The following is a 15,797-nucleotide window of genomic DNA, read 5'->3' as shown; positions in this document are numbered from 1 at the left end:
ACTAACGGCTCAGGCGGCGCATTCGCTCGGACGGGGTAATGATATCGGTGATCCGCACGCCATATTTATCAGCGACTACGACAACTTCGCCCTGAGCAATTAAATAACCGTTGATCAGAATATCCAGTGGTTCGCCCGCCAGACCGTCCAGCGCCACGACTGACCCTTGCGTCAGACGCAACAACTCTTTGATGGTCATTCGTGTGCGGCCCAGTTCGACGGTCAGCTTGACCGGAATATCCATAATCAGGTCGATATCCTGCAATGTTCCACTGACGTCGCCGCCGCCAAGCTGCTGGAACACCGCTTCAGCCGCGCTTTTGCCGCTTGTTGATTTTTGTTCGCCTAACGCTTCAGCCCACAGATCGTCCATTGCGCCGTTGTTGTCATCGGCCGGATTATTCAAGTCACTCATTTGGGCTGTTCCTCGTTCAGAGAATTCAAAATCGGGTTAATCAAATGTTCTATCCGTAACGCATACTGACCGTTGATGGTGCCGTACTGGCTGGTCAGTACCGGAACGCCGTCAACATGGGCGATAATGCGATCGGGTTTTTCAATCGGCAGGACATCGCCGGGCTTCAGCTTTAAAATCTGCGACAGGCGCAGCGAAATATCGGCAAAGTTGGCGACCAGCTCCAGTTGTGAATGCTGAACCTGGCGCACCAGGTTATCGCGCCAGTTCTGATCTTCATTACGCGAGTTTTCCAGCGGCGGGTTAACCAACAATTCCCTCAGCGGCTCGATCATGCTGAATGGCAGGCAGATATTAAATTCGCCGGTCAGGTTGCCAATCTCCACATGGAACGGCGTGTTAACTACAATGTCGTTCGGTGAGGTGGTGATATTGGTAAATTTCACCTGCATTTCGGAACGCACGTACTCGACTTCCAGCGGATTAATCGCCTTCCACGCGTCGCTATAGCCTTCAAGTGCCAGCTTCAACATGCGATTGATGACGCGCTGTTCGGTATGAGTAAACTCGCGTCCTTCTACTTTGGTAGGGAAGCGTCCATCGCCGCCAAACAGGTTATCCACGGCGATAAACACCAGACTCGGCGAAAATACCACCAGCCCTGTTCCGCGCAGCGGTTTCAGATGGATAAGGTTCAGGTTGGTCGGCACCGGCAGGTTGCGGGCAAATTCATGGTACGGCTGTATGCGGATGGCCCCGACGGTAATGTCCGGGCTACGGCGCAGCAGGTTGAACAGCCCCATACGAAAATGGCGGGCAAAACGTTCATTGATGATTTCCAGCGCCTGTAACCGTTCGCGAACAACCCGGCGTTGCGTGTTGGGATCGTACGGACGAATGTCACTTTCGCCGCTAACACTGGTTGTCGGTTCGTCTTTGACCTCGCTGTCACCATTCAACAGCGCATCAATTTCAGCTTGAGAAAGAATACTATCGCCCATGTCGTTATCGCAGAATAAAAGCGGTATACAGCACGTCGGTGACATCCTGTTTCGGTTGCCCGGCAACAAGCGGGGGGGAGAGTGTGGCTTTAATTGCGGCAATCAGTTTTTGCTTGCCTTCTTCCGTTGCCAGCACGGCGGCATCCTGGCGCGAAAACAGTAACAGCAAGCGACTGCGGACTTCCGGCAAGTACTCGCTCAACCGCGAACGGGTGGCTTCATCTTTCAGCCGCAGCGTTATACCGATATAAAGCACGCGATCTGCATCGCCAAGATTGACCGTAAAAGTGTCCAGCGCATAGAAGACAGGTGAGAGTACGACGCGTTGCTGTGCTTTGTCGCCAGCGGTCACTTGTTGCGAATGCCAGTAGCTGTAACCCGCGCTGGCACAAGCCGCGAGAGTGATGAATACCAGGATCGGGAGCCAAAGCGATCGCCTGCTTTTCTTGCTTATCGCGTAATCAGTCATGTGTTGCGGTCTTCCTGTGTCGCTACTGCTTATCGGCTAATTATCCTGCGTCTTAAGTGTGGCAAAGCGGGGAAAAGACGCGGATTAAGGTGCTACCTCTGACGTTAGGCGAAAATATCGACGCCGCTATTGCCCGATGAAACTCTCTGGAGAGTTGTGGGAACTGGCAATGCATCGTCATCCTCGGTTGTCAGGCCTTCATGGCCTGATGTGCGTGGACGTTGTTGTTGCTCGGAAGCTGCCTGCTGCTGACCGCTAAAACTCTCTCCGCTGATATTGCTCTGCCCCAACTGAATTCCGCTTTCTGCCAGTTGTGTGCGCAGTACCGGCAAAGCCGCTTCCAGAGCGGCTCGCACGTGCTGATGCGGCGAAACCATCTGAATTTGCGCCTGGTTGTCATCCACCTTAAGGGAGATTTGCACTTCGCCTAAATCTTGCGGATGCAAACGCAGTTCGGCACTTTGTTGCCCCTGGCGGGTAAACAGCGAAATATGCTGGCTTAAGGATTGTTGCCATTCGTGGGAACCCAGAGGTGCGCTCAAAACAGGCGCTGCGACGGTGGGCAGCGCCTGCGTCTGGTGCGGAGTAATTAGCGGACTGGCGACAGTAGTAACAGGTGAAGGCGTGCTGATGACCTCCGCTTTACTCTGGGCTTCAGCGACCAGCGGTGTTAATGGCTGATCTGGCGCGCCAGGGGCGTCGTCAGGTTGTGCTGTTGCGAGTTGCGCGGTAGTCAGTTTTGTTGAGAGTGCTTGCTTCTGCGTCGGTAACGTTGTTACAGGCGCATCAGTCACTTTGGGGGTATTGTCAAAACCGGGCAGCATAGCAAAAAGGGCGCTCAGGCTGGCGACAGCATCTTCATTAAGGTCATCCGTTTTATCGTCGGCGACCGTCTCCTTTTCTGGCATGGCTGCCAGCGTATTAACCAGAGCCGTCGTCAGCGGCGTTGTATCGGGTAGTGCTGCGGTTATTTCAGCCAGCGTTTCGTCAATAGCGATGTGTAAATCAGACGGCAGTACCCCGGCCAGGATTTCGTTGGCGCGTTCTTTACCTTGCGCGTGTGGGGTATCCACTGCAACCTGAAGCAATGGCGAAGCTTTGCCTGGTGCTGCATCTCCTGCTAATGCCCCGCTCAACAACGCAAGAAAATCCTGTGCCGTGTCAGTGGCGCTAGCACCGGGCAATGTGGATGTGTCAACGTCAGCGGTAATCAAGGGCGCTAAACGAATCATTCAGTTTTCCTCATGGCGGCGCGCTGGGCGAACTCGTCCATCTTTTTCTGATCGAGGCGGTTTTCTGCTAACAGGGCCGCCGTGGATTGCCGTTCCTGGAGGGTCTGCCAGGCCTGCAAGCGTTGTTTCTTTTCTCGCCAGCTATTCAGAGCAATGTCAACTTTCTGCGTCCACTGATTAAGCTGCTGGCGGTGCTGGGTAATGGCCTTTTCCAGCGTCTGAATGAACTGCTGGTAGTTGATCCAGCGATTACTGGTCATTCCTGCACTCATGTCGTTGTTCAGGTTGCTGCGATATTCGTTTTGATAATCGATCAGCATTTTGAGTTGTTCTTCCGCTTGCTGACATCCGCGACGCATTTCACCCAGCAGGCGGGCCGCATTATCCACCTCTTTTTCTGCCAGATCTTTCAGGGTCGCCAGGGCGCCATGTTCTGCCATCTGTTGCTATCTCCTGCGTAATCACACCGTCGGAAAAATACGTTCCAGCCCCTGGAGAGAGTCTTCCCAGTCCGCGCGTTCAAAAATGCCTTGTTGCAAATAGCCCTCCAGCTGCGGCCACAAGGCGATAGCTTTATCGAGCATTGGATCGCTGCCTTTGGCATACGCGCCGACGCTGACCAGATCGCGGTTACGTTGAAAACTCGACAACAGCTGTTTGAACGTACGTACCCGCGCGTAATGCTGCTCGCTGATCAACGCCGTCATTGCACGGCTGATTGAGGCTTCAATATCAATCGCCGGATAGTGTCCGGCTTCTGCCAGACGGCGAGACAGCACGATATGACCGTCGAGGATCGCCCGCGCGGAGTCGGCAATCGGATCCTGCTGGTCATCGCCTTCGGTGAGCACGGTATAAAACGCGGTAATCGAGCCGCCGCCACTGATTCCGTTTCCGGCACGTTCGACCAGCGCCGGTAATTTGGCGAATACCGACGGCGGATAACCTTTGGTGGCTGGTGGTTCGCCAATCGCCAGCGCAATCTCACGCTGGGCCATCGCGTAGCGGGTGAGGGAGTCCATAATCAGCAACACATGCTGACCACGATCGCGAAAATCTTCGGCAATGCGCGTGGCATAGGCGGCACCTTGCATTCGCAGGAGCGGAGAAACATCCGCCGGAGCGGCAATCACCACGGAGCGCGCACGCCCTTCGGCACCGAGAATATTTTCAATAAAATCTTTTACTTCTCGCCCACGTTCACCAATCAAACCAACGACGATCACATCGGCACGGGTGTAGCGCGCCATCATTCCCAGCAGCACACTTTTACCGACGCCGGAACCGGCAAACAGCCCCATACGCTGCCCGCGCCCAACGGTAAGCAGGGCATTAATTGGGCGCACGCCCGTATCCAGCACATGCTCAATCGGTGTACGTTGCAACGGGTTAAATGGCGGGGTAATCAGGGCGCCAGTTTCAGTCGTATCGGGGGAGGGCAGACCATCGAGCGGTTTACCGCTGCCGTCCAGAACGCGACCTAATAACGCCGGACCAAGTGGAAGCTGCTTGCCGCTTTGCAGCCCATCGCCGGAGATATTTTTGGCGTAAACACGTGCGCCGGGCAGCACGCCTTCCACTTCCTCCAGCGGCATTAAAAACAGCCGTTGACCGTTAAAGCCAACCACTTCGCTTTCCACTTCGTGCGTTTCAGTGCCGTTCTGACGTTCAATGACACAGGTTGCGCCGAGCGGCAGTTGCAATCCGGTGGCTTCCAGCACCAGCCCGGTGGCGCGGGTTAATCGCCCGTAGCGACGCACCGCAGGCAACTGAGCCATTTTGGCTTCAAAATTATCCAGCGTGGTTAGCCAACGTGTCAGGCGCGTGGTCATTACACCACTCCTGGCGCTGCCAGACGGCAGAGTTCTTGCCAGCGGGTGGCGACACTGGCGTCGAGATCGCCTTCATCAGCGGAGACTTTACAACCGCCAGGATGGAGGGTCGGGTCGCCGCGCAAGCGCCAGCCATGCAAACTTAAGGTTGCGCCGAGCATCTCATCAACACGTTGCAGATCATCCGGGTGCACGCGTAGCTGCGGTTTGCCACTGAATAACGGTTCTTGCTGTAACAACTGTTGGATCTGTTTGATCAGTGCCGAGTTGTCCACCGTTGGCGTCTGGCCGATCACCTGACGCGCTGCCTCCAGCGCCATCTGCATCAGGCGTGAAGCAATCACGCTATCCAGCGCGTCAAGGGTGGTCTGAAACTCGCTGACCAGTTGCTGCATCCGGGCATGAATCGGCGCTTGCTGGGATTTTGCTTGCGCCAGTCCTTGTTCCAGCCCCTGAGCCAGACCTTCCTGATAGCCCTGTTCGTGACCTTGCTGGCGACCTTCGGCAATCCCCGCCTGATAACCTTGCTCGTGGGCCTGCATTTGCAGTTGCGCCAGTTGTTGCTCAAGGCTGGGTTCGGCCTCTTCAGTGACGGTTTCTTCTGGCTCCATCAGTGGCACAAACTCCGCCTGGGGTGGCGCGAGATCGTCCGGTGTCCAGGTTTTCCACGGCAGATTATCAGACATAGGTATCCTCGCCGCTGCCAATCACCATCTCGCCGGTTTCGGCAAGGCGGCGCACAATCAGCAGAATCGCTTTCTGTTCGTTTTCCACCTGCGACAGACGCACCGGACCACGGTTGGCGAGATCGTCGCGCAGAATATCGGCGGCACGTTGCGACATATTGCGCAGGAATTTTTCGCGTAGCGGCTGCTCGGCCCCTTTCAGCGCGATCAGTAACGATTCGGAATCCACTTCCTGCAACAGACGCTGGATGCTGCGATCGTCGACATCCACCAGATTTTCGAACAGGAACATCTCGTCGATGATTTTCTGCGCCAGTTCACCGTCAAATTCACGCACGGCGGTAATAACCGCTTCTTCCTGCTGAGTTTTCATCAGGTTGATAATTTCCGCTGCTGTTCTCACGCCGCCCATTTTGCTGCGTTTGAGATTCTGGCCATCGAGCAGGCCATTCAGCACTTCTGTCAGTTCAGCCAGTGCGGCAGGTTGTACGCCGCCAAAGGTAGCGATACGTAGCATCACGTCGTGGCGCAGGCGTTCATCGAACAACGCCAGAATATCGGCGGCTTGAGCGCGTTTCAGATGCACCAGAATGGTGGCGATAATCTGCGGATGTTCATCGCGAATCAGATCGGCGGCGCTCTGCGGCTCCATAAAGTTGAGCGTTTCTATACCGCTGGCAGTGTCGCGGGTTTCGAGAATATCTTCCAGCAGGCTGGCGGCACGCTCTTCGCCCAGCGCTTTGACCAGCACTGAACGCAGATAATCATTGGCGTTAATATTCAGTGCGGCAAACTGTTCGGCTTCTTGTTCAAACTCTGCCAGTACTTCAGTTAATTGTTTGTTGGAGATCTGCGAGACGTTCGCCATTGCCGCGCTCAGGGTCTGCACTTCTCGTTGGGACAGGTGCTTGAATACCTCTGCCGCCCGGTCTTCGCCAATGGTCATCAGCAGAATGACGCTTTTATCGGTGCCTGTCAGGTTACTCATGATCGTTATTTATCCACTGGCGAATGACCAGCGCCACTACGCGCGGATCGTTATCAGACATGTCGCGGATGCGCTGGCTCATTACCTCAGCCCCCAGACGCTGGTTAGCGCGGCGTTGTTGCAGTTGTTCGTCTTTGCTCAGGCGTACTTCCACTGCATCTTCCGTCTCCTGGCGAGTTTGTGTCTGTTGCTGAACGGCTTTCACCACCTCAGCGCGGCGGATTAATTGCGGACGTACCGCTTTACGCCACAGCAGCCACGCCACCAGCAGTACCAGCAACCAGCGACCGGCAGCCAGCAACTGATCGATAAACGCTTGTTGTTGCCAGAACGGCAACTCACCGCCACTTTCATCACTACTGGTAAACGGCGAGTTGACGACATTGAGCGAATCACCGCGTTTTTCCGAAAAGCCCATTGCCTCGCGGGTCAGATCATCAATTTGTTTCATCTGTTCGGCGCTCAGTGGCAACGGTTTGCCATCCGGCAGCGTTTTGTAATTCACCACTACCGCGACAGACAGACGTTGCACGTCGCCGACGTTCATTTTGGTATGACGAATGGTGCGATCGACTTCGTAGTTGCTGGTTTCATTACGCTGTGTGCTGCGCGGCCCACTATTGCTGGTGGTGCTCGTCTGTTGTTGGCGATTGTTTTGATTTGCCGGAGGCGTACTGATCGGCGCGTTATTTGCAGGCGCGGGCTGATTAGACAATGCACCCGGCACGCCGCCCGGATAACCGGAACCGCTCTGCTCGCTTTCATTCAGTTGACGGGAACGAAGTGCTGCCTGTGACTCATTGCCATTAGGGCGATACTGCTCTTCTGTTTGCTCTTTACTGGCGAAATCCAGCTGCGCTGTGACTTGCGCATGAATATTGCCGTTGCCGACAATAGGCGACAGAATTGCTTCAATACGACGCTGAATGCGGCCTTCGACATCGCTGGTATATTTCAACTGAACATCATTGAGATCGCGCCCGCTGGTATTGGACTGGGTTAACAGATGCCCACCTTGATCCACCAGCGTAACGTTACCCGGTGGCAGCCCAGCTACTGCACTTGAAACCAGATGCACAATGGCGCTAATTTGCCCTTCATCCAGCGCACGTCCTGGCAACAAATTCACAGTCACCGATGCGGAAGGGGATTTTTGTTCACGGACAAATAAAGACGGTTTCGGCATCGCCAGATGCACGCGCGCCCCTTTTACCGGGCCGATAGTTTCGATGGTACGAGAAAGTTCGCCTTCCAGTGCTCGCTGATAATTCACCTGTTCGCTGAACTGGCTGATACCAAACTTTTCCTGATCGAGCAGTTCAAAGCCGACCGCTCCGCCTTTAGGTAAGCCTTGCTGCGCCAGACGCAGACGCAACTCGTGAACCTTATCCGCCGGAACTTCAATTGCACCACTGGCTTCACTAAAGCGGTAGGGGATGTTCATCTGCGTCAGTTGGCTGACGATCGCGCCACCATCCTGATCGGAAAGGTTGCTGAATAACGTGCGGTAATCAGGGGCTTTTGCCCATAGAACTAACGCGACTATCACTGCCACAGCAGCGGAACCAGCAACAATCAAAGGGATTCTCGGATTCGCGCGTAGGCGATTAAGCCACTCAAGAGATTTTGTCTGGGCTGCAGTCGTATTCATCGCGCACCTCGCGGCAGATGAAAGACGGCGTTATTGGCAAAGTGGAACAAGACGCACTCCCGGGTCAGCAAACTCGAAAAATTGACGGCCTCATTATTTGTGGTTTTATTTTTTTCTATGCGCCAATTAACCCGGTTTTTTATCGTTATTTAACGCCTTTATCTTATTGACTTACTGTTAATCTCTGCTACCAGAAATGATCCAGGAGATGAATATGTCAGCCATACAGGGGATTGAAGGGGTTATCAGCCAGTTACAGGCTACGGCGATGAGTGTCCGTGCGCAGGAATCACTACCACAACCGACCATCAGTTTTGCCGGGCAGCTGCACGCCGCGCTCGATCGTATAAGTGATACGCAAACCGCCGCCCGCACCCAGGCAGAAAAATTCACCCTCGGCGAACCCGGCGTGGCGCTAAACGATGTGATGACCGATATGCAAAAAGCGTCGGTTTCGATGCAAATGGGGATTCAGGTGCGTAATAAGCTGGTGGCGGCGTACCAGGAAATGATGTCCATGCAGGTGTAGGTTTTGTAACCTGTTGACTATACTTGTTTAATTACATCCGATCCCACAGCGTGGGGCATGGATGGGGCAAACTCACTCAATTTCTGGTTTAAAATGGATACCTGATCCTGATTGTTTTCTGCCATCCACGATCCGTAAACGCGATAAACCATCTGAGCATCAGAGTGTCCCATTTGCTTCGCGATGAAGTTAGGGTTAGCTCCAGCGGTCAAAGACCAACATGCATAAGTGTGCCTGGACTGGTATGCTTTGCGGTAGCGAATCCCGGCGCGTCGCATTGCAGTTTCCCATGACTGATTAATCGACCCAACTGCATAATGGTACCCGGCAAGGCCATTACGCGTAACGATTTGCGGATTGAAAACAAAAGTGCACGGATGCATTTCAGTTCGACCATACTCACGAAGTTTCACTTCAACCTGATACTGCTTACCAAGCCGTGTCATTTCAGCCTGATTCTTAAGCACGTCTATTGCTGGTTGAATAAGGTTGATAACACGGTTTGTTCCCGCTTCGGTTTTAGGAAGAGTGAACTCTTTCGTTAATGTGTGGTTTCTTCTGATCGTCATTGTCCCTGCCTTCAGGTCTATATCTTCCCATGCCAGAGAAACCAACTCCCCGTGGCGAACTCCCGTATACACAGCCAGCGACCACATATTTTTTAATTGCTGATGCTTAAATGCGTTAATCAACCTGACAAACTCATCACGGGTTAACGGATCTGGTTCCGTTCGTGATCTCTTCAGTTGCGAAATGGCTGCAAACGGATTTTCTTTGATGTATCCGCTGTCGGCTGCGAACTGAAACATCCCCGCCATGGTGTTCATGTAGTTATTAACTGTTGGCACGGAACGTCCCTTAATGGGTGTTTTTTGCCCACGTTTCAGAACATGATATCCGGTCAGCAAATCCTTTCGTATGAACAGCAGTTCTTCCTGGGTCACAGCAGATGCAAGTCTGTTGCCTCCGATTCGGGGAACCATATTTCTTACAATGGAGCTGTAACGCCCCATCGCATTGGTACTGATTTCCAGCTTTTTCAGATCCAGCCATTTCTCAGCCAGGTCTGCGACGGTAATTTCCTTACTTTCCGCACCAAATTTTCTCAGGTTGGGAGAGTCCGGAAACTGAGCGGCATAGTCGAAATTACCCGTCTTAATGGAAAAACAAACAGACGCTCGTAGCTCGCCAGCTATTTTCCTGTTTTTTGGTGTATCCGGCACACCGAGACTTTCCCGCACTCGTGTGCCTTTATACATAAACCATATGCGGAGTGATCCGCCATGGTTCTCAACGCCTGTTGGGTATGCTGTCTTAGCCATTGTTCCCTCCTGACGCCCAAGAGCGTATTAAGCATAAACGGTTCTTCATCGACGCGCACCAGGCTGTTTTTTTGACATACTTTCAACCCACTGGTCGATAGCCTTGCGGTTATACATGCATTCGCTGTTTTCTTTTGGAATACCGTCCGGTGCAACATGGAGATATTCACGACCGACAAGCCAGGATTGTTTACGTGCTCTCTCAATGGTTTCTGGGCGTAAACCTGTAATTTCGATCAGTTTTTGCTCTGTCACCCAGTCATTGGGCACAATTAAGTTAACTTCGCTCATTGTTTTCTCCGGTGCTGGAATGAAAGGGGGGATTAACAGACCTCATTGGGTTTGAGGCTGTGTGATTCCATGGTTAGTCCTTGCGTAGTTCGCTAATTCTTCTGTAAGTCTCTGGTGCTTTGTTTCCGTGTATCTTCATTTCAGACTTCAACAGAGCAACGAGGGAATCCCATTCGTTGAGGATGTCTTTGAATGCCGGAACGCGCTTTGCAACCTTGTCGAATGAATCTCTGATTTCTGGAATCTGCTCAACAAGTGCAACGCATCGTCGGAAATCGGCTGCGTCATGTGGAGCGCCGAAGTGATGACCATAGATATTCTTTTTCAGTCCACATGCGATTGAGGCAAGAGTTGCGCTACTGATGTCGACATCGCCAGTCGTTTGCCATTTCAAAATCTTCATAGCCAAATCTGACATTTCTTGTCTCCAATAAAAAACCGCCATCAGGCGGCTTGGTGTTCTTTCAGTTCTTAAATTCGAATCAGCCTTTGGTCACCCAGCATTGTGAGTCACCATTACACGGGCATGAATTAACAGGAACTCTCTCGCCGCACTTACCGCAACGTTTTCTGCTGATCGATTTTATACGCCAGCGCACAAGTGCATCATCCTGGCGGCTCAGTAACGCGATGTACTCACCAAACTCGTAAGGCGCACGCCTGAAGCGACGCGTGGCACAGTTACGCTCCAGCATTTCAATTTCCTGAGCATCAAGTACAAGCTCCAGCTTACGCATACCGGATGATGCTTGCTTGGCTCTCTGATCGGCTTTGCGCTCTGCTGCTGATTTAGCCATTCTGCTTTTCCTGCATCAGGAGAAAGACAATCATGGCGGCGCGGATGCTTCCGATATCTCTTTATGCGATAAGCACATACAAGCAGCGAACCATCAACTGGAGTGAGTGAGGAATCGACCACAAGCAACGCCCCTTGCAATATGCCTTCGCGGTAATGGCTGTCACCCACGGAACAATTTTATCTGCTGACTTTCCACCGTTAACGCGACACAACCTTAATATGCCACAAAGGTTTTTGTTAACGAACTGCATCTTTTTCTTTTCTGGGTGATGATTGTTTTATAATAAACAAATAACAACATTTATTCTTGTAAAAGTAATAATATCTCTCTGGCGGTTGAATTTACTGGCCGCATTTCAATTAAACAAATAAGGAGTTTTTTATGCCAAAAATTACCGGTGTTCTGGTGAGCCACCATGTTTTCGATATAAAAAAAGACATGGCTAATGGTTCATTCCCGAAAACATTATTTCCAGGGGCGACATTTCAGATGGTGGTTGACAATGATGTTGTCAGTAATAATACGTTGGACTGGAGTGTTGTCACCAATGCGGGAGACAATTTGCTGACTGTAAATCAGGACGGCGTGGTGTCATTTTCAAAAGATATTGATGAAAGTTGCATTGGTAAAACATTTGTTATTTTTGCGAAGGATAAAGCCACAGGGAAATTTGTGTCATCTTATTTAATTAAACCTCATCGCTTCTTTAAACCTTGTACCGTAACGTGGAAAAGATTTGACGATGCATGGTTTTGGATTGAAGATAAAAAAGGGACTGTCCCGGCACGACGCGATATCAATAATGTCCCTTTCGATGAACTGACGGGAGAAATGTTTCATGATGTAAAACGTGAAGTGAATTCCGGGCTTTTTCAGGAATGGGGATTTTTACTGTTTAGTGGGTGGACTAATCCTGTACGTGGTGATATTGGTAGTCTCGAATCGGAAATTTTTACTTTAGAAAATGACAGGATATTTATATCGACAGTCAACTCCCTCCCATACTCCAGAGATATCCGGGATGATATGGACTCCCAGCCTGTGCAGGCTGTAGCGTTTTACGGGGAATCTGTTGTTTCCTGATGTTTTAATGAGTTTTTAATAGTCTCCGTCTTTTTAATTTAAAGAGACGGAGATTACCGGCTCTGCAACGCGAAGCTCAGGAACAAAGGTTGTGTCGCGTTAACGGTGGAAAGTCAGCAGATAAAATTGTTCCGTGGGTGACAATCCATCACCCTGAGGATGCTGATATTGCCCCTTGCGCATCTGTAGTGGCATAGTGAATTTTTGCACGAGAGGATTTGAGCCTCCGTCCCAGCCCCATAACGGCTTTTTATCTAACGTAGGCGTTACAAGTATTACATTTGTATTTTCCAGCAATAGTTGCATGCCCCGTTACTTGACTCATTGAAGATAGCTTCTTCTCTGAACTTTCATAACATCTTGGGCAAAAAGGACCGTTTGGTTTGCCATTGATAGGTGAGGCCCTCCAGTATACGTTTTCCCTATATTCAAGCTCGTCCGATGCATCAAGCTTAGCTTGCAACTCTTCGATCTTCAGCTTTAGTTCATACATTTCTAGCTGTGTATCAGCCAGTTCTATTTTGGCTTCAGATAGCGCGCTATAAAGCTCACTAAACTTAAGCCTCATTTCTGCATCATTGTATGCGCCAGTGGCATTTTTTATATCTTTTGCTAAATCAAAGGCGGTTTTGAGTGCGGTCAAACCAGTGACAATGTCAGCCATAAATTCCTCTTGAGAAAATACAATGTATAGATATTAGCTTATCATCTTGTCAATAAAATTTATGTGAGCAAAATCAATAATTTGTTATCATTTTTTAAATATTGCACCTTTTTTATATGTATAACAGGATGAAGATTTTTATCTGGAAATTAAATAATAATGGAGGGGGGTATGGATGAATCTGATAGAGACAGATAACAAATGTGGATTAAAATTCCGTTGTTGTGAAGTATTTGATAAGCATGAGGGGGGTGAATAAATGATAATTAAATATTAAAAATATGTATTAACAATCAATAAATTGTCTGAAAGCTAAATGCTAGTTTAGAAATAATAAGGTTTGTGGCATTGTTTTATTAGTCATTGCTTGTGTTTAAACTATTTAACAACCAATTGATTATACCTTAGCGCGAACATCTGCTTTTCGCTCATGAAGAACAACCATACTCAAATCTTCCATGTCGCAGGATATTTGAGTATGAATATGTTACCGTGGGATAAATGCAACGCTTAGGAGAAAATATCTGTTCGATTATAATGCCATCAGCTAAAAACTTCATCACGAATAGATAATAAATATTCTCCTTGTGTTATTGTAGCTCTCTTCAACTTAATGTGTTTAGAATGTTTTTTTATTGCTGAAACTATAAGTTTTTTATCATGCTCACTTGTCTTCTCACCTAGGATAACACTTTTAATGCATCCTTCAGGGAGTGATATGTTTATGCCAGTTTTATAATTTTTTGCCAATTTGTCTTCTTGTGAGAAGGATAAAATATATATTAGCCGTTTTTCTTGTTCATAAGACCATTCTTGAGATTTAGTTGCCAATATTCCATTGTAAATTTCCAAAAGCAAATTTCTTCCCTCGTCAAATGCTTGTTCATAAAGATGTTTGAACTTTTCTTGATAATCATCATAAATTGCATCATGATTATAGTTCACCTGATCAGCTATTAATGTTAGTACTGCAGTATCAATAGTCGGAGGGCGATCTTTATATTTGACGTCAAAGATATAGAAATCCTCTAGTTCTCTTATTTTGTCTTGATCGAATTCTATACATATACCTGTTCTGTTGTTAGCATAATGAGCCCACATTGTAGGGTTTAACGCCGTATTCGTAAAGCATGATATCCTTGCAGAGTCCAGCAATTGCGGGACATTTGGTTCCAGTTCTCTCATTGAATCGATATATTCGTTATATTCATATTCAGAAGGTAGCCAGCCAGACTCTCCACACCATGTTTTTATTATCAAATCATATCTCTCAGTTTTTTCATTATAATCTGGGAAACCACTTATTATCTTACAAAAACCTTCAGCACTGTCATTCATCATGTTGAGATGATTAAGATATAGTTTGTTTTCCACTAGAGATTTAATTGAATACTCATTAATAGGACAATATTTAAACAGCATTTATTTCTTCATTCTTAGTGTGATTAGGATGTTTAAGTAAATTAAGTCTAATTTTTTAATGTATCATATATTATACTGTCTGGGCAATATGGTAGAGCTAAAATACTTAGTTCAGTACTCTCTTGCATTATCAATTTATGGGGTTGTTATGTTTAACTTTATGCAAAATAGTTAAAGTGTCAATAGCTTAAACTATTAACTGCTATAATAGTGTGTAAATCAAATCTTTCTCCAGTTACTTGTTTTCCTATTACTTAACACAGATAGTACCAGCAAATCGCCATGGATGATGACAATTACGAATTTCCTCTCCTTGCTCATAATAGACATTCATTTCAGCTGTGGCAGAAAGGTATGTATGCTGGGTGGGGGAAAGTGTGAAAGAAAAGAAGACTGCTGCGTCGTTTGACATCACTGCTATCTTCTTACTGGTTATGCGGGCCGTAGTGGGGACACACAAAGCTTTGCACTGGATTGCAAGGCTTTGTGTTCTTCGATGCTGAGTGGTGGGGCATATATGGGGCAAATCACACCGTTAGATCTACGGAGAACTACGATGTTTGATGTTTCAGTCAACTCTAACCGCCTGTTATCTGGTGTGCTCTTGGGCGATCTTTGTCATTTATGAAAAATACATGGTCATATGATGTCCATGCAGGTGTAGGTTTTGTAACTGAGGCGATAAAACAAAAAATGGCCTACGAAACCTGGGGCGGCGGTTAGTGAATGCAAACGCATAATCAGCATTCCCTGCTGCAGTTGGTGGGTTTACCAGTCATGACAATTGATGATTTTCACATAAGTTCAAGGTCATAAAACGGCTATTTGGATCCGGTTTATAATCAGCGAAGGGCTCGCAGGCAGTGAAGCCATGTTTGAGATAAAGTTGATGGCAGGCCGTAAACCCAGCATGTGTTCCTGTTTCTAAACTCAGGCGATGAAGGCGTCTGTCATGTGCAACCCGCAAAATATGCCGTAGAATCAGATTTGCAACGCCACGACGTAAAAAGTCTGGCGCAGTACGCATTGATTTCAACTCGCCATGTTCATCATCCAGTAACTTCAGCGCGCCAATTCCGGCGAGTCGATCTCCTTCCCATGCTGACCAGAATGTCACTGCCGGATCACGTAGTTTTTGTACGTCCAAAGCATGGATGCTTTCTGGTGGAGATTGTTCCTGCATACCGGAAATATGGTAATTCACTAATTCTTGTACTGCAGGATGGGAGAGATCATCTGTTTTGACAGTGAACATGATTGTTTCTTGTTGGTTGTCTAATTACAACATACCAACAGACGAAAACATCGTTGTCTAATAGATGTTTCTTATGACACGGTTCTGTTTGTAAAAAATGACCGCTCACCATTGTATGGAGCCATCGCTGGAAGAAAGCTTCGCAGTAACTTGCTTT

Annotated in this window: 18 protein-coding genes and 1 pseudogene; 2 read left to right on the top strand and 17 right to left on the bottom strand. The window is 48.8% G+C overall.

Translation table 11 applies throughout. The features are described 5' to 3' along the window. Position 1 precedes the first annotated feature (1 nt). From fliN to fliF, 9 genes are all read right to left on the bottom strand, one after another. Positions 2-415 (bottom strand): flagellar motor switch protein FliN, encoded by a 414-nt coding sequence (gene fliN / locus FEK47_RS02765; protein WP_130208597.1) that lies wholly within the window; start codon positions 413-415, stop codon positions 2-4. After that, complete coding sequence (gene fliM / locus FEK47_RS02760; protein WP_130216469.1) at positions 412-1,416, bottom strand: flagellar motor switch protein FliM; 1,005 nt, start codon at positions 1,414-1,416, stop codon at positions 412-414. The genes fliN and fliM overlap by 4 nt, the downstream gene beginning before the upstream one ends. Positions 1,417-1,420: 4 nt before the next feature. Then, positions 1,421-1,885 (bottom strand): flagellar basal body-associated protein FliL, encoded by a 465-nt coding sequence (gene fliL / locus FEK47_RS02755; protein ID WP_130223621.1) that lies wholly within the window; start codon positions 1,883-1,885, stop codon positions 1,421-1,423. A gap of 104 nt (positions 1,886-1,989) precedes the next feature. Next, entirely contained in the window at positions 1,990-3,117 is a 1,128-nt protein-coding gene (locus FEK47_RS02750; RefSeq protein WP_135487630.1) for a flagellar hook-length control protein FliK, read from the bottom strand. Next, positions 3,114-3,557 carry a flagellar export protein FliJ gene (gene fliJ / locus FEK47_RS02745; RefSeq protein ID WP_130208591.1) on the bottom strand — a complete coding sequence of 148 codons (444 nt, stop codon included), beginning with the start codon at positions 3,555-3,557 and terminating at the stop codon, positions 3,114-3,116. Before fliJ ends, FEK47_RS02750 begins: the two co-directional genes overlap by 4 nt. A 21-nt stretch (positions 3,558-3,578) precedes the next feature. Then, on the bottom strand, positions 3,579-4,949 hold the full coding sequence (fliI, locus tag FEK47_RS02740; protein ID WP_021550941.1) for a flagellar protein export ATPase FliI: 1,371 nt from the start codon (positions 4,947-4,949) through the stop codon (positions 3,579-3,581). After that, complete coding sequence (gene fliH / locus FEK47_RS02735; RefSeq protein ID WP_130216477.1) at positions 4,949-5,635, bottom strand: flagellar assembly protein FliH; 687 nt, start codon at positions 5,633-5,635, stop codon at positions 4,949-4,951. The genes fliI and fliH overlap by 1 nt, the downstream gene beginning before the upstream one ends. Next, a complete protein-coding gene (gene fliG / locus FEK47_RS02730; RefSeq protein WP_032184453.1) occupies positions 5,628-6,623 on the bottom strand; it encodes a flagellar motor switch protein FliG in 996 nt (331 codons plus the stop codon). Before fliG ends, fliH begins: the two co-directional genes overlap by 8 nt. Further along, the gene (gene fliF / locus FEK47_RS02725; protein ID WP_138183091.1) at positions 6,616-8,274 is read right to left on the bottom strand and encodes a flagellar basal-body MS-ring/collar protein FliF; all 1,659 of its coding nucleotides are present in this window, start codon (positions 8,272-8,274) and stop codon (positions 6,616-6,618) included. The genes fliG and fliF overlap by 8 nt, the downstream gene beginning before the upstream one ends. A 214-nt stretch (positions 8,275-8,488) precedes the next feature. Between fliF and fliE the strand changes: the two genes are divergently transcribed. After that, entirely contained in the window at positions 8,489-8,803 is a 315-nt protein-coding gene (fliE, locus tag FEK47_RS02720; RefSeq protein ID WP_135487632.1) for a flagellar hook-basal body complex protein FliE, read from the top strand. Positions 8,804-8,820: 17 nt separating this feature from the next. Here fliE and FEK47_RS02715 read toward each other — a convergent pair whose 3' ends face one another. From FEK47_RS02715 to FEK47_RS25300, 5 genes and pseudogenes are all read right to left on the bottom strand, one after another. Then, positions 8,821-10,125 (bottom strand): site-specific integrase, encoded by a 1,305-nt coding sequence (locus tag FEK47_RS02715; RefSeq protein WP_135487633.1) that lies wholly within the window; start codon positions 10,123-10,125, stop codon positions 8,821-8,823. 45 nt (positions 10,126-10,170) lie between these two features. Beyond that, complete coding sequence (gene xisR / locus FEK47_RS02710; RefSeq protein ID WP_135487634.1) at positions 10,171-10,416, bottom strand: excisionase family protein; 246 nt, start codon at positions 10,414-10,416, stop codon at positions 10,171-10,173. Between the two features lie 73 nt (positions 10,417-10,489). Further along, positions 10,490-10,834 carry a hypothetical protein gene (locus FEK47_RS02705; RefSeq protein WP_135487635.1) on the bottom strand — a complete coding sequence of 115 codons (345 nt, stop codon included), beginning with the start codon at positions 10,832-10,834 and terminating at the stop codon, positions 10,490-10,492. 64 nt (positions 10,835-10,898) lie between these two features. Next, positions 10,899-11,213 carry a hypothetical protein gene (locus FEK47_RS02700; protein WP_016248830.1) on the bottom strand — a complete coding sequence of 105 codons (315 nt, stop codon included), beginning with the start codon at positions 11,211-11,213 and terminating at the stop codon, positions 10,899-10,901. 32 nt (positions 11,214-11,245) lie between these two features. Continuing rightward, positions 11,246-11,383, bottom strand: a pseudogene (locus FEK47_RS25300) (DNA repair protein); the annotation flags it as partial. A 214-nt stretch (positions 11,384-11,597) separates the two neighbouring features. Between FEK47_RS25300 and FEK47_RS02690 the strand changes: the two are divergent. Further along, positions 11,598-12,299 carry a hypothetical protein gene (locus FEK47_RS02690; protein ID WP_135487636.1) on the top strand — a complete coding sequence of 234 codons (702 nt, stop codon included), beginning with the start codon at positions 11,598-11,600 and terminating at the stop codon, positions 12,297-12,299. 250 nt (positions 12,300-12,549) lie between these two features. Here FEK47_RS02690 and FEK47_RS02685 read toward each other — a convergent pair whose 3' ends face one another. The 3 genes from FEK47_RS02685 to FEK47_RS02675 all read right to left on the bottom strand — a co-directional run bounded on the left by FEK47_RS02685 (position 12,550) and on the right by FEK47_RS02675 (position 15,640). Further along, on the bottom strand, positions 12,550-12,963 hold the full coding sequence (locus FEK47_RS02685; protein WP_001550856.1) for a hypothetical protein: 414 nt from the start codon (positions 12,961-12,963) through the stop codon (positions 12,550-12,552). A gap of 543 nt (positions 12,964-13,506) precedes the next feature. Next, complete coding sequence (locus FEK47_RS02680; RefSeq protein ID WP_138183090.1) at positions 13,507-14,385, bottom strand: DUF2971 domain-containing protein; 879 nt, start codon at positions 14,383-14,385, stop codon at positions 13,507-13,509. 775 nt (positions 14,386-15,160) lie between these two features. Further along, positions 15,161-15,640 (bottom strand): GNAT family N-acetyltransferase, encoded by a 480-nt coding sequence (locus tag FEK47_RS02675; RefSeq protein WP_130223609.1) that lies wholly within the window; start codon positions 15,638-15,640, stop codon positions 15,161-15,163. Between the last annotated feature and the right edge of the window lie 157 nt (positions 15,641-15,797).

It is taken from the genome of Escherichia sp. E3659, assembly GCF_005781135.1.
In the GTDB taxonomy this organism is placed as follows: Bacteria; Pseudomonadota; Gammaproteobacteria; order Enterobacterales; family Enterobacteriaceae; genus Escherichia.
This window is presented reverse-complemented; position numbering and strand designations above follow the sequence as displayed.

Bases quoted from the DNA above. Each gene is read 5' to 3' on its own strand.
- fliI (WP_021550941.1), bottom strand. From the start codon at position 4,949: ATGACCACGCGCCTGACACGTTGGCTAACCACGCTGGATAATTTTGAA.
- FEK47_RS02680 (WP_138183090.1), bottom strand. From the start codon at position 14,385: ATGCTGTTTAAATATTGTCCTATTAATGAGTATTCAATTAAATCTCTA.
- fliH (WP_130216477.1), bottom strand. From the start codon at position 5,635: ATGTCTGATAATCTGCCGTGGAAAACCTGGACACCGGACGATCTCGCG.
- FEK47_RS02750 (WP_135487630.1), bottom strand. From the start codon at position 3,117: ATGATTCGTTTAGCGCCCTTGATTACCGCTGACGTTGACACATCCACA.
- FEK47_RS02700 (WP_016248830.1), bottom strand. From the start codon at position 11,213: ATGGCTAAATCAGCAGCAGAGCGCAAAGCCGATCAGAGAGCCAAGCAA.
- fliM (WP_130216469.1), bottom strand. From the start codon at position 1,416: ATGGGCGATAGTATTCTTTCTCAAGCTGAAATTGATGCGCTGTTGAAT.
- FEK47_RS02675 (WP_130223609.1), bottom strand. From the start codon at position 15,640: ATGTTCACTGTCAAAACAGATGATCTCTCCCATCCTGCAGTACAAGAA.
- FEK47_RS02690 (WP_135487636.1), top strand. From the start codon at position 11,598: ATGCCAAAAATTACCGGTGTTCTGGTGAGCCACCATGTTTTCGATATA.
- fliN (WP_130208597.1), bottom strand. From the start codon at position 415: ATGAGTGACTTGAATAATCCGGCCGATGACAACAACGGCGCAATGGAC.
- FEK47_RS02705 (WP_135487635.1), bottom strand. From the start codon at position 10,834: ATGTCAGATTTGGCTATGAAGATTTTGAAATGGCAAACGACTGGCGAT.
- fliG (WP_032184453.1), bottom strand. From the start codon at position 6,623: ATGAGTAACCTGACAGGCACCGATAAAAGCGTCATTCTGCTGATGACC.
- fliE (WP_135487632.1), top strand. From the start codon at position 8,489: ATGTCAGCCATACAGGGGATTGAAGGGGTTATCAGCCAGTTACAGGCT.
- FEK47_RS02715 (WP_135487633.1), bottom strand. From the start codon at position 10,125: ATGGCTAAGACAGCATACCCAACAGGCGTTGAGAACCATGGCGGATCA.
- fliJ (WP_130208591.1), bottom strand. From the start codon at position 3,557: ATGGCAGAACATGGCGCCCTGGCGACCCTGAAAGATCTGGCAGAAAAA.
- fliL (WP_130223621.1), bottom strand. From the start codon at position 1,885: ATGACTGATTACGCGATAAGCAAGAAAAGCAGGCGATCGCTTTGGCTC.
- xisR (WP_135487634.1), bottom strand. From the start codon at position 10,416: ATGAGCGAAGTTAACTTAATTGTGCCCAATGACTGGGTGACAGAGCAA.
- FEK47_RS02685 (WP_001550856.1), bottom strand. From the start codon at position 12,963: ATGGCTGACATTGTCACTGGTTTGACCGCACTCAAAACCGCCTTTGAT.
- fliF (WP_138183091.1), bottom strand. From the start codon at position 8,274: ATGAATACGACTGCAGCCCAGACAAAATCTCTTGAGTGGCTTAATCGC.